The organism is Methanobrevibacter sp. V74, assembly GCF_963082495.1.
Classification (GTDB): domain Archaea; phylum Methanobacteriota; class Methanobacteria; order Methanobacteriales; family Methanobacteriaceae; genus Methanocatella.
The window spans coordinates 495978-509476 of record NZ_CAUJAN010000001.1; the positions used below are offsets into that span (position 1 = coordinate 495978).

Consider the following 13499-nt stretch of genomic DNA (forward strand, 5'->3'; position numbering starts at 1 on the left):
ATATTGCACTTTTTATATATTCTCAAAAATTGATTAAAAAACTCTGTATTAACTTAAAATTAGCTAAAATCGAGCATTTTTCTAATATTTCTTAAAATTCTTATTTTCCTTTAAATCTTACTTTGCTTTCCTAAATTTTAAATTCGATAATGTACTTTTTGGTATTTTTATCAAAGTTATATTAAAGTTCATGATTTCTGATATCATGAAATCCTGTTTAATTTGCCTAACTTTTAGATAAATCAGTAGCTTTAAAAATAATTTCCTATGGTAATATTTTTTTATAGGTTAATTCAGGTATACATTACTTCAATGTTTTATTTTAATATGGTATCAATCTTATTTTTAAAAATTGAACCCATTTAAAACTATTTAGCTAATAAAAAGGTTTATATAAGATATTTAATAAAAAATTTAACTGTACGAGATTAAGTTCTCGACATGGTTATGGAGGTAAAATATTTTGAACAATAAAATATTGCTCACTTCGATTTTTGTGCTGATTACAGCATTATCTATTGGTTCAATATATGGAAGTGATGTAAATACTACAGATTCTTATACTACCAATCTAAATGACAGTTATTCACAAGAATTAACTGTTGAGGCATATGAATCTGCCGTTGATAATGATACATCCGGTGATGTATTACAATCCGATACTTCAAGTAATTTATCAACTAACACTGAGAACAGTAATGTTTTGACAAGTGGTGATAATGATTCATCTATTGATGTGTCTAAAACAGTCATTTCTAAAGATGTTACTAAATATTATAAGGGAAGCACTAAATATACTGTAACATTCCTAGATGCTGATGGAATTGCATTAAAGAATGTCAATGTTAAAATTACGGTGAATAAGGTTATATATAATAAAAAAACTGATAATAATGGTGTGGCTTCCATAGATATTAATCTTAAGCCTGGAACATACAAAGTTGTTGCTTCAAATCCAACAACTGGCTATAATTTAACCACTACTTTTAAAATATTGCCTACAATTACTGCAGATAATGTTTACAAAGTTTATTTAGACAGTAAGAAATTCACTGCTAAATTTTACAAAAGTAATGGTGACGTATTAGCTAAAAAGTATATCAGATTTGAGATTAATGGTAAAAAATACAACGTAAAAACAGATAGTAAGGGAATAGCTAAATTATCATTAAAATATCTTAAAAAAGGAACTTATAAAATTAAGGTTTACAATAGGGATGGATTGTCTATAACTAAAAATGTTAAAGTTATCAAATCAGCAAAAACATCCTTAACCACGAAAACTTATACTTTCCTTAAAAAGGATTCTAAAAAAATTAAAGTGAAATTGCGGGATAACTATGGTTATGAACTAAAGGGTAAGGTTGTTAAGTTTAAAATAAATGGTAAAACCTACACGGATAAAACCAATAAATATGGTGATGCTGAAATTAAACTACCTTCTTCCATTGGTTCTGGTGCATATACTATTAAGTATAAATTTTCAAAATCTGGATATTATAAAGGATCTAGTGCTAAAAACAAGGTTTATATTTTACCAAGTAAAACACCTACTTTCACGATTAAAAGTGCAAGAACATTTGGCCATGGTGCAAGAACTCCATTTAAAGTTGCTTTAACTTCTGGAAGTGTTCCACTTGTTAAAAAAACTGTTATAATTTCTGTAAATAATAATTCATATACAAAAACGACAGACAGTAACGGAATTGTTTCACTTCCGATTAATTTGGCTATTGGTAAATATACAATATATTACACTAATAAGGCTGATTCTAAAGTTAATGCAAAAACCGGATCTGCAACTATAGATGTAGTTGAAAGATGCGCTACTTCTATGTCTTGGAAAAGTCCTAATTCATTTTATCAAGGTACAAAAAGTTGTAAAATATTGTTACTTGACTCTAAGGGTAAAGCTCTTTCAGGTGAAATTGTTAAATTAACTGTAAATTCAAAAACTTATAGTGCTAGGACTTCTTCAGGAGGTTATGCAACATTTAGTATAAGTTTTGCAATTGGTAATTACACTGCTTCATATAGCTTTGATGGGAATGATATGTCAGCTCCAAGTTCAGGTACAACTAGTCTTGTAGTGAAAAAGATATCATCAGTATCTGTTGCTAACATTGTTAAATCAGCAGCTAGTTTAAAATCTTATTATGAACACAATAAGAAATTACCGAGTACGGTTAAATCTGGTGGAATTACTTTTACAGTTCCTGAATTCTTATATTTGATGAATAAAGCCATTTGTCAATTAGGCAATTCTAATAAAAATGATATTGCATATATCAGTAATGTTAATGCACCTGCCTCTCCATTAGGTGACGAAATAAATTCGCAAAGTTTATCTAAAGCTAATTTTTTAAAGGTAGCTAATAATGTTGTAAATTATATAACTGATAATAAACAAGCACCTAATTTTGCTTCATCTGCTGTTGGTAAAATAATATATGATGAATTGGTCGAATCTTCTGCTAGAATTTTAACATTTTATGGAAGCAATAATCGTTTACCAAATTATGTTACAATTAGTTATACTACAGGCGGATCTTCTAGTTCACAATCTGGCACTGGTTTAAATGAGATAAATACTGAAACTAGTTTAAGCAAATATCTTAAGTCAACTACACATTGTGAAGTTGATAATCCAACCATTAAAAAATTAGTAAAATCTTTAACTAGTGGTCTATCAAGCACTTCAGATAAAGCTGAGGCAATATTTAATTATGTCAAAAAAACAATTTCCTATAGTTTCTATTATAATACTAAATATGGAGCTGTTAAAACATTGAAATTTAAGACAGGAAACTGTGTAGATCACTCACATTTACTTGTAGCAATGTTTAGGACTGCTGATATACATGCTAGATACGTTCATGGTACATGTAAATTCTCAAGCGGAAGTACATTTGGACATGTATGGACTCAAGTGTTAATTGATGGTAAATGGACTGTTGCTGATGCAACAAGTTCAAGAAATTCTTTAGGAAGTATTTCTAATTGGAATACCAAATCATTTAAATTAAAAGGTATTTATACCGGTATCGAATTCTAAATTTACTTTTTTTTCTTTTTATTTTTTTTATATATCATTTAAATAATATTAATGAACATTATTAAACATGAAACATTTAAAATACTTATTGGCAGCCATATTGCTTTTATCTGTACTAATCATATTTGTTAGTGTAGGTGATAATCAAAGTAGTAATGATTTAAATATTACAGATAATGTTACGCAAGCTTTAAAGGATGCTAAATTGCAAAATAAATCAGTAATGTTAGTTTTTAGTCAGGATAATTGTTATTACTGTGATTTGTTTAAAGATGAGGTTTTAGCAAATTCAGATGTTCAAAAACAATTAAATGAAAAGTATATTGTTGTTGAAGCTGATATAAACAAACAAGCATTTCTTGCCAGTCAGTATCATGTATATGGAACTCCATCTACTGTTATTTTAGACAGTAATGGTGATGAACTTTATAGAATTCAGGGTTATGTTTCACTTAATCAATTTTTAGATGATTTAAGGGAGATTTAAATGGAAATTCTTCCATTGATTTCATTTACCACAGGAGTAATATCAATATTGACTCCCTGTATTCTGCCAATTTTACCGATTTTTGTAAGTGTCAGTCTTAATTTAAGAACAAAGGACATTTTATCTTTTCTATTTGGTTTTATAAGTATATTTATAGCAATAATTTTTTTAACCGGATTTTTCACATCACTGATATATTCATATATTTCGTATGTTAGAGTTATTTCAGCTATTGTGCTGTTAATGGCTGGGATTTTGATGTTGTTTGATTATTCGTTTAATTTAAAATCAAAACAAACTAATAATTCATTTTTCCTTGGTGTTTTAACATCTATTGCATGGGCGCCATGTTATGGCGGATATCTGATATCTTTAATTTCATTACTTGTAAGTTCTGCTGATGTTTTTTATGTTGTATTGAATCTTATTGTATACACCATAGGTTTTGCTGTGACATTATTAGTTTTAAGTTATCTAATTTCAAAAATAGATTTGGAAAAGTTGATTTCAAAAACAAGGCATATTCCAAAAATATTTGCCATACTTATTATTGTTGGATCAGTTTATCTGTTATATAATTCGTTAATTGTATTTTTTTAGATATTTTAGGCAATAAAACCGAATAATTATTTTGTTTTATCAAATCAGTTCTCTGAGATAGTTTTCAGGCATAATATGCAACGTCGGATAATCTTTATTTTTTCACTATTCCCTATTTTAATTGGATAAGTAAGTATATATATTTCAATAAATATAATATATGTTATATTTTATTAGAGGTGAAATCATGGACAATATGGCTGAAGCAAGAAAAAAAATGCATGAAGTTGAGAAAAAAAGAGAGGAAGAAAAAAAATCTAAAACTAAAAAAATTAGAAATTTCTTTTTCGGATGTTGTAGAAACAAATAATTTTTCATTGGAAAATTTGGTTTATGCCAAAATTTTTCTAATCTATTTTTAACATTGTAGAAATCCTATGGAAATTTTTGTTTGTTTTATCTTAATAATCATTTTAAGAGATTTGTTCTTATTTTTAGCATGTTTCCATTAATATTATTTTTCACTTGAACTTTTGCTTTCGCGGAAATTTTTTCATAAAATGTGTGTAATCTCGGTGTGCTATTGCATAATTTCAAGAAATATGCTGTAATTTATCCCTCATAAAAATGGAAGTCAGGAATAAAACTATTATTTTAATGAATCAATTTTTACATTATCCTTAATGTTTTGAAAATAAATAGTATTTATTAAAATGTGAATGTATATGGGTTTATCTGTGAACTTATTTCTGATAAAAAAAACTATATTTTCAGATATAATTTTATATCATTTTTGACAGATTATAGATTTAGAGGTTATAATTATGAATTATGATGTTATTTATATTGGAAGTGGAAATGCAGCTTGGCAAGGCGGTCGTTTTCTAAGAAAAGCCGGACTTAAAGTTTTAATCATTGAAGAAAGTTTATATGGAGGGACATGTGCAAATAGAGGTTGCAACTCAAAAGCCATTATAGATTCGCCATATGAAATAAAAGCACTAGCAGATAATTTTGAAGGTTATGGAAAAGCAGGCAACTTTGAGGTTAACTGGCAGGATTTAATGAAATTAAAACGTAAAAAAATAGCCGGCATGTCAATATTTCTAGATAATAAATTCGATGAATATGATCTTGATGTAGCCCATGGGAAAGGTATTATTGTAGATGAGCATACTGTAAAAGTAGGCAATAAAGAATTTACAACAGATAAAATTGTAATAGCAACCGGATTAAAACCCATAATTCCAGATATTCCCGGAAAAGAATATTTGCATGACAGCAATGATTATTTGGATATAGAAGAGCTTCCAAAACATGCAATAATTATTGGCGCCGGTTTTGTTGGAATGGAGTTCGCATCAATTATGGCGGAAGCCGGACTTAGTGCCGATGTAATAATTAGAGGGGATATGGCCTTAAAATACTTCCACCAACCATATGTACAAAAGGTTATTGAAATTCTAAAGGAGAAAAATATTCGTTTCCACTTTAGAGAAAATGTTTCAGAAATAATAAGTAATGTTGAAATTGAAAATCCTGAAGCTAAATTATTAAATGTTACAAGTGCAATGAATTCAGATGAATTCTTAAGAGATCCTGAAGCTAAAATTGATAATGTTGCTTATGAAAATGGATTTACTGTTAACTGTGAAAGTGGATTAAGCTTAACTGGAGATTATGTAATCTCTGCAATAGGCAGAACTCCTAATGTGGAAGATATAGGTCTTGAAAATGTCGGACTGACTTATAAGGGAAGTGGAATTAAGGTAAATGGACACTTGCAAACTGAAGTGCCAAATATATATGCCGCAGGGGACGTTGCAGATGCAAATGTTGCTAAGCTCGTAACCGTTGCAATACATCAGTCTAAATATCTTGCAAAGGAACTGCTGGGTGAAGCTGATGACATTACATATCCTGTAATTCCTGCAGTAGCATACACCATTCCTAGAATTGGAACTGTTGGAGTGCCGGCTTATGTCGGCGAGGAAAGTGATGACTATGAAGTTCACACAATAAAATATGGAAGATCATACTCACCAGTTCTTAAAAACGATTCAACCGCTGAAGCTAAGGTGATTGTTGATAAGGACTTGCAAATTGTAGGTGCTGAAGTATATTCTGCTGAAGCTGAAAACATAGTTAATATGTTTGCATTTATTATTAACAAGAAAATAACCTTGGAAGAGCTTGATTATATGATTTACGCATTTCCTTCAAGTAGTTCTGTATGTTTATATAAATTACACAATATTCATTATGATTTATAGTTGTTGGATATGAAAAAAGAATATATAATTATTACAATACTGATAGTTATAATCTTAATATTTTGTCTGCTCATTATCACTACTCTTAATAATCAATCAAATTCAAATGGTAAATCCTATAGGGAAACTATAGCGAATAATTCAGATGAACCTGGCAGCGTTGAAGTAATAAAAAATATAGGCAATCCAAATTCTAAGAAAATAGCTTATGTGGTTGGAATGCACCCATTAGAACATCTAACCCATGAAACATTAGTTGAAATACTTCCAAATATGTCCAATCTTAATTATTGTTATGATATTTATGTTATTAATATAACGGAAGATGTTGGCTATTATGGTGATGGGCTGGATAATTATGAAAATCCAGGTAGACAAAACGGGCAAAATTTGGCTTATAAATATGTATATCCAGAAATTGTAAATGGCGATTATGAATTGGCTGTTGATGTTCATTCAAATATTGGAGCATACGATTTTAAAACATTTGTATTTTGTCCACTGAAAGAATGTATGGGTGCGGAATATGCAGATAATGTTTCTCAAAACTGTGAAAATATTACATATTATGCTCCACAATCAACAACCAGCGGACCTTATTTAACTATTCCATTGAATGAAAATGGAATACCTGCATTTTACTTTGAAGAATATAGCTTTGCCCCTCAATATGAAAAAGATAGGCATATGTTAGAATTAATAAATGCAGTGGATAATTTAAACCTTAATTAGGATAATATGGATGGAACTGCTAAACGATTAACACTTGGAAAAACATGTTAGATGATGTAAACATATCCTTGGAACACCTCAAATAGCCAAAAATGCAATAATGAATTAAATTTTGAAATATTTTTAGTTGATTGCAATGAAGAGGAAAAAACAATCTCCTAACAGGGACAATACCTATCAATCTAGATTAAACTTTTCAAAAACCTCAAACTTGAATCAATTGATAGCGGAACAAAAATTCAGCAAAGCGTTGAACTGATAGATGAAATTCTTAAAATTGAAAATGATTATAAAAACTGGAATCTCAAAGCAATAATTCTAGATAATTTATCGAGATATGATGAGTCAATTGAATGTTATGATAAATCATTAATGTTGCATGAATGTGATGAAGTAAAAACAAATAAAGCAAATACATTATATAAATATGCTAAAGTCAGCTATTTTCCAGATGCTGAATATGAAAAGGCCCTAGATTTGATCAATAAATCATTGGAAATACATCCTGAAGGTGAAGATTTAAGTGAATTTTATTTTTTAAAGGCGGAGATCTTAGAAGATTTATGGAGCTAGAAGATATTATTTGATTGCTTTTAAGGAATTTGATAAACTAAAAGAGCTGGAAAATCAAATCGAATATTTAAATAACACGACAGATACTTTGATAAATATTACTGGAAGCTATTTTTATAATTTTACACCTTCAGAAGGCCTTGTTGTTAGTTTGGTTAGAGAAGAGGATAATTAACATGATGGTGATGCAATTGCCGTTTGTTTGGATGGTGAAAAAATAGGTTATGTTGCTAACAGCGATTATACATTAATGAGAGGTGCTAAAAGTGCATCTCAAATTAAAAATAAGGTAAATGAAGGTAGAAAAGCAAAAGTATTATTTGTTTTTCTAGAAGAGTATGTTGTTGCTAAAATTATTTAATCTAGCAAAGTGTTTAAATTACTTCAAAATCAATTAGCCTTATTCTATTTGAAATTAATTCCGGATTATCATCAATTTCTTCAGATAATTTAGTGGTAATGTATTTTTTGTTGTCATCTGGAAAAACAGTAGCCATGGTCATATCATCATTATCCATTAATACTCCAGCTAAAAAATTAGCTCCACTGGAAATGCCAATTCCCAAGCCAAATTCTTTAGCTAATCTTTTAGACATATTAATAGCATCATAATCATGAATTAAAACAATATCATCAATTAAATCTTTATCAACTATTCTTGGAATAAAATCATCACCAATGCCTTCAATTAAATGATTCCCCTTTTCCATTCCCATCTTAAGGATTGATAATGTAGAAGGTTCTAGGGCGAACACTTTAGCGTTAGGATTATGCTCTTTGATTCTTTTTCCAATTCCCATAAGTGTTCCACCAGTTCCAATGCCTGATATAAAAGCGTTTACTTCAGGGATAGCATCAGTTATTTCCTGACCGGTTGTTTCATATTGAGCTTCAATATTTAATTCATTATCAAATTGAAGAGGTCTATATGCATTTGTTTCTTTTGCAAACTTGTCAACAAGTTCAAGAGCTTTTTTAAATCCACCTTCATCTCTGGATACAAGATGAACCTGAGCACCATACATTTCAATAAGTTTTCTTCTCTCAATTGATACCCAATCAGGCATGAAAATATGAACTTCATGGCCAAAAAGAGCGCCAATAGCACTGAAAGCAATACCTGTATTTCCACTGGTAACTTCAATTATTGATTGGCCATCAACTAAATTGCCGATTTCTTTTTCTTTTTCAATAATGTATAATGCAATTCTGTCTTTTATACTTCCAGAATAATTGTAGAATTCAAGTTTAGTGTAAATACTGCTTAATCTGCCTTCATATTCATAATTGATTTTTATCAGTGGCGTATTGCCAACTAACTTTCCGATATTCATAACTCTCATCCAATTTAATAATAAAATAATCTATTGCTATTTATGTAGATGGCCTATAAAATACTTTTTTATTCATTATTTGGAGTTATTTGAAGGAAGTGTTTAATTTGTCCCAATATCATTTAGTTATGATTATTTCAACACAATTAAAGAATTTGAAAAAGCATTTTTTAAGATAATGCAGAAATGGAACCTATTTTCATTAGGACAATCATTTATACAACAGAATTAGATTTAAAAACTACTACATAATATTAATTTAAAAAAAAGAATTGGATTGAAACACAACCGGTTCCGGCTAAACTGAGTTTAACAAAATTTTTCTAAAAAAATACTGAATAATTGTTTTAAAACAATCATTCATTTTTCTAAAACAGCAATATAATCCATTTTTCTTCTTAAAAATGGTAACCAAGAAACTAACCTGATTATTGGTTTATATTTATCCATTCCTTCAAACAAATTCACATCACGAATCCATTTAAAGTTAGAATTAATATTCAGCAATTCAGAACCTTCAGCAACACCCCACATATATTCAGAATCGGTTTGTTCAAATGATTTAGCCATGTTTTCAAGACAAACCGGAGGCATTATTTCAGCATATATTGTGCAATGTCTGAAATTGTCAGATATTATTTTTAACATATTTGAAATATCATTCTCTTGCAGATACATGGTTAGGCCTTCAATTATTATTAAAACATTGCCGCTTTCTATTCTAATATCATTGGGCCAGCTAGGATCCATTGCAGAGTATGCAAGAGTTTTAACTCTTTCACTATCCCTTATATATTTAAGCCGTAAATTAGCTGAGTTTTCTAAATCAATATTATACCATCTTATTAAACCGTTATCGATTCTATCGAATCTTGTATCCATTCCAGAGGCAATATTGATAATTGTTGAGTGTGGATGTGTTCCAATGTAGTCAGATACCATTTCATCAAGCAATATTGTTCTTGCTATTACGTCATATTTCATAAATCTGTCGTTGTCGGCCAGTGTAAAATCATAATCGATTTTTGATACTACTTCTATTGCTTTTCTGTCGTAAAACTTATGGTTCTTTTCTTTTGAATGCTGTGCTTTTGCAAATAATGTTAAAAACATGGTTTTTTCTACGCCTTCTAAATTCATAATTTTACCTCCTTGTTATTTTGGGTCATATAATAGTATATTTAAATACTATATAAATATTTAGGCATACCTAAATTTTCATAATGCTTAGGACAATAAAATTACAATGGATATTCTTATCAGCAATATTAACAATTAATGTTTTAAAATACTGTCTCCAATTTAATAACACTGTTTTTTTTATAATCGCTTTAATAATTCTTTTTATAAAAATAAAATTAAAAATATATATAGTAAAAGGAAAATAAAAGTATATTACCAATAAAATTAAAAATATTTTAAGGTTAGAAAATGAGGGATAATATAAAAATTTTAACTATACAGGACATATCTTGTTTTGGACAGTGCTCAATAACAGTTGCACTACCTATTGTTTCTGCTTTCGGAATAGAAACTGCTATTCTTCCATCTGCAGTTTTATCTACACACACATCCGGTTTTACAGGATATACAGTTAGAGATTTAACAGAAGATCTCCCAAATATCAAAAAACATTGGGAAAGTGAAGGGATCTATTTTGATGCCATATACACAGGATTTATTGCATCAGCAGAACAATTAGATTATATTAAAGACATTATTGATTCTAGATTAAAACCTGACGGACTCGTGTTTGTTGATCCGGCTATGGCTGACCATGGTGAATTTTATAATGGTTTTGACCAAGATTTTGCAGATAAAATGGCTGAACTTTGTAAATTAGGTGATTATATACTTCCAAACACTACTGAAGCCTGTTATATATTGCATAAACCTTGGAAAGAAGAATTTTCACATGATGAAATGTTGGAAATGGCAAATGAGCTTTCTGATTTTACAAAAAGACATGTTATTCTAAAAGGGGATACTCATAAAGAAGATGAACTAGGAATGGTTATCCTTGATAAAAAAGAACTTAGTTGTGAAATGGTGTATAATGAAAAAATAGATTATGTATCCCATGGAACTGGGGACGTATTCGCTTCATCTTTTGTAGGATCAACAATGATAGGTAAATCTCCAGCTTCAGCAGCAAAAATAGCTGGTGAATTTACTAAACTATCTATTGAAAAAACAATAGGTGATGAAAATCATACCTATGGAGTTAAATTTGAACAAGCAATTCCAAGGTTATATGAATTGTTAAAATCATTTTAGAATTGTTTAATTATAAAAATAGCAATTAAATCTCTAATTAACTATTAGAGATTAAATTTTTATAATTCACGCTAAAAAAGAGTTATTTCAGCATCACTAAACAGGAAAATTTGAATTAAAGTCTGTTAATTCGGCTCCAATAAAAAATAATTTTTTTAACTATAAAATTAAATATAATATTAATACAATTTAAGGTTTTGATATTATGAATATTTTAATATCTAATGATGATGGTATTTTCGCACCAGGGATACTGGCTGCAAAGCAAGCTGTTGAAGATATAGCCAATGTTGTGGTTGTAGCTCCCGATAAAAATAACAGCAGTGTCGGTCGTCGTCTAACATTATTTAAACATTTAAAAATTAATTCCTGCAAACTTGATGATGGTAGTTTGGCTTATTCTGTTTCAGGTAGTCCCGCTGATTGTGTTATTGTTGGTTCAGATTATGTAATGAACGAAAAGCCTGATTTGGTTATAACGGGAATTAATGCTGGAATTAATATAAGTTGCGATATTACTTCATCAGGTACAGTTTGCGCTGCTTTAGAAGCAGTTAGTTTAGGCATTCCTGCAATTGCAACTTCATTATTCATAGATCCTAAAACATCATATAAGAAAGATATGAATGGTGAATGGTATGTGGATTATGATTTTACTTTAGCAAAGAAAGTTCTCCATGATTTAGTTTTAAAAATAATTAATGACGGATTTCCAAAAGAAGTTGATTTGTTTAACTTAAATGTGCCAACAAATTATGAATCGGAAAGTGTTAAAATTACACATTTAGCTCCTAAAATGCTTAATAAAAATGTTATAGATAATAATGATAAGGAAAAAGCGGAAATATTTAATTATCCATTGGAAGAGAATCAAAAAAACGACGATTTAATCATGATTACTTCTGGTCTTGTTAAAGAATATGATGAAAATAGTGATGGGTATGCATTAATAGTTGAAAAAAGACCAAGTTTGACTCCCCTTAATGTTAATATGACTTATCAAGATTTAAAAGATTGGTAAATAATTAAATTTATGGGATTTTAACACAAATATTCTATTTATAAAACTTTCAACACAAATGCTATTGAAAATTGCATTTCATAAATCAATTTACAGACAAAAATATAATAAATATAAACAATAAAATCGAAAAAAACCTTCTTGAAAAACCTACCGAAACCATTAAGAAATTATTTCTTTGTCTATGGATTCTGGATTGGCGTGTTATAGACTCCTAGATCTCATTAGTAGTTGACAGTTCCAATCATTCCGGTATCTGTCTAAATCATCATCAATTATTCCATAAAATTATATTGTGTGTGGCATTCCTTAGACGCTATGAAAAAATAGCCAATGAAAATCAAACTAAAGAAATTGACAGATGAAATTCAACTAAAAGAAGAGATTATAAAAATTCAGATTTTTAAAAAGAGAGATAATAACAGTTCAGCTGGCATGTTAAACATGAATGGCGTTGGCGGATTTTTTTTAATTTTCCTCCCATATTGAATCATTAGAAAATTAAATTTAGATGGCTCTTTCAAAAACTTGTGTGATAACTAATTTTTTCGATTAATCTATTCATTAAATTTTTCAAAATAATGGATTAATTAGCGTTAAATTATAAAAATAACTCCAAATATTAAGAAAAAATTTTTAATAAAAAACTTGCAGATATTTAAATCACCTAAGTTTTTGAAATAGCCATTCTTAGATAGATATCTATAATAATTAAAAAACAGTTAAATATGATAGAAAAGATATTTAACAATAAATTATCAAGTGATTAAAATGGAAATTTTTATTTGGATAATCTTAGCTATTGTATTTTTTTCATTGGAAATGCTCACAGGCAGTTTTATTTTATTGTGGTTTGGTGTAAGTTCTTTAATTGCGGCTATATTGAATTATTTGCATTTTGATTTTTATACTCAATTTGGAGCTTTTTTAATTGTGTCAATAATTTTACTAGCTTATACTAAAAAATTCTCAATTAAAGTTACACCTGAAACTAATAAAAAGACAACCGCTGAGCGATTAATAGGAAAAGAAGCTAAAGTTATCCGTAAAATTGATGATGAAAACATTATTGTAAAAGTAAGTGGAGAAGAATGGTCTGCTTATGCAAAAAATAATGTGAATATTGGAGATATTGTTAAAGTGTGCGGAATAGAAAGTATTAAACTAATTGTAGAATAGAAGTGATTTAAAATGTTTTTAGAAATAA

General features: G+C 28.8%; 14 protein-coding genes. 12 read left to right on the forward strand and 2 right to left on the reverse strand.

What is annotated here, in order from left to right:
- Positions 1 to 463: 463 nt before the first annotated feature.
- The 9 genes from Q9969_RS02405 to Q9969_RS02445 all read left to right on the forward strand — a co-directional run bounded on the left by Q9969_RS02405 (position 464) and on the right by Q9969_RS02445 (position 8021).
- On the forward strand, positions 464 to 3055 hold the full coding sequence (locus Q9969_RS02405) for a transglutaminase domain-containing protein (protein WP_305554039.1): 2592 nt from the start codon (positions 464 to 466) through the stop codon (positions 3053 to 3055).
- Between the two features lie 67 nt (positions 3056 to 3122).
- Complete coding sequence (locus Q9969_RS02410) at positions 3123 to 3542, forward strand: thioredoxin family protein (RefSeq protein ID WP_305513032.1); 420 nt, start codon at positions 3123 to 3125, stop codon at positions 3540 to 3542.
- Positions 3543 to 4142 (forward strand): cytochrome c biogenesis protein CcdA, encoded by a 600-nt coding sequence (locus Q9969_RS02415; protein ID WP_305513034.1) that lies wholly within the window; start codon positions 3543 to 3545, stop codon positions 4140 to 4142. It abuts the gene before it with no gap.
- Positions 4143 to 4329: 187 nt separating this feature from the next.
- Positions 4330 to 4452 (forward strand): hypothetical protein, encoded by a 123-nt coding sequence (locus Q9969_RS02420; protein WP_305554042.1) that lies wholly within the window; start codon positions 4330 to 4332, stop codon positions 4450 to 4452.
- A gap of 454 nt (positions 4453 to 4906) precedes the next feature.
- On the forward strand, positions 4907 to 6355 hold the full coding sequence (locus Q9969_RS02425; protein WP_305513036.1) for an NAD(P)/FAD-dependent oxidoreductase: 1449 nt from the start codon (positions 4907 to 4909) through the stop codon (positions 6353 to 6355).
- Between the two features lie 9 nt (positions 6356 to 6364).
- Positions 6365 to 7087 carry a hypothetical protein gene (locus Q9969_RS02430; RefSeq protein WP_305554045.1) on the forward strand — a complete coding sequence of 241 codons (723 nt, stop codon included), beginning with the start codon at positions 6365 to 6367 and terminating at the stop codon, positions 7085 to 7087.
- Positions 7088 to 7459: 372 nt separating this feature from the next.
- Entirely contained in the window at positions 7460 to 7660 is a 201-nt protein-coding gene (locus Q9969_RS02435) for a hypothetical protein (RefSeq protein WP_305554048.1), read from the forward strand.
- Between the two features lie 10 nt (positions 7661 to 7670).
- Positions 7671 to 7835 (forward strand): hypothetical protein, encoded by a 165-nt coding sequence (locus Q9969_RS02440; RefSeq protein WP_305554050.1) that lies wholly within the window; start codon positions 7671 to 7673, stop codon positions 7833 to 7835.
- A 27-nt stretch (positions 7836 to 7862) separates the two neighbouring features.
- Positions 7863 to 8021, forward strand: a complete 159-nt coding sequence (locus tag Q9969_RS02445; protein ID WP_305513045.1) for a hypothetical protein — start codon at positions 7863 to 7865, stop codon at positions 8019 to 8021.
- 13 nt (positions 8022 to 8034) lie between these two features.
- Here the strand turns inward: Q9969_RS02445 and Q9969_RS02450 are convergent, their stop codons facing one another.
- Together Q9969_RS02450 and Q9969_RS02455 are read right to left on the reverse strand one after the other, a co-directional pair.
- Positions 8035 to 8994 carry a cysteine synthase family protein gene (locus Q9969_RS02450; protein WP_305513046.1) on the reverse strand — a complete coding sequence of 320 codons (960 nt, stop codon included), beginning with the start codon at positions 8992 to 8994 and terminating at the stop codon, positions 8035 to 8037.
- A gap of 360 nt (positions 8995 to 9354) precedes the next feature.
- A complete protein-coding gene (locus tag Q9969_RS02455) occupies positions 9355 to 10134 on the reverse strand; it encodes a class I SAM-dependent methyltransferase (protein ID WP_305513047.1) in 780 nt (259 codons plus the stop codon).
- A 291-nt stretch (positions 10135 to 10425) separates the two neighbouring features.
- Between Q9969_RS02455 and Q9969_RS02460 the strand changes: the two genes are divergently transcribed.
- The 3 genes from Q9969_RS02460 (at position 10426) to Q9969_RS02470 (ending at position 13471) form a co-directional block, all read left to right on the forward strand.
- Positions 10426 to 11271: a pyridoxamine kinase gene (locus Q9969_RS02460; RefSeq protein WP_305513048.1), complete on the forward strand. Its 846-nt coding sequence runs from the start codon at positions 10426 to 10428 to the stop codon at positions 11269 to 11271.
- A 205-nt stretch (positions 11272 to 11476) separates the two neighbouring features.
- Positions 11477 to 12292, forward strand: a complete 816-nt coding sequence (gene surE, locus Q9969_RS02465) for a 5'/3'-nucleotidase SurE (protein ID WP_305513050.1) — start codon at positions 11477 to 11479, stop codon at positions 12290 to 12292.
- 771 nt (positions 12293 to 13063) lie between these two features.
- A complete protein-coding gene (locus tag Q9969_RS02470) occupies positions 13064 to 13471 on the forward strand; it encodes an NfeD family protein (protein ID WP_305554053.1) in 408 nt (135 codons plus the stop codon).
- Positions 13472 to 13499: the final 28 nt, after the last annotated feature.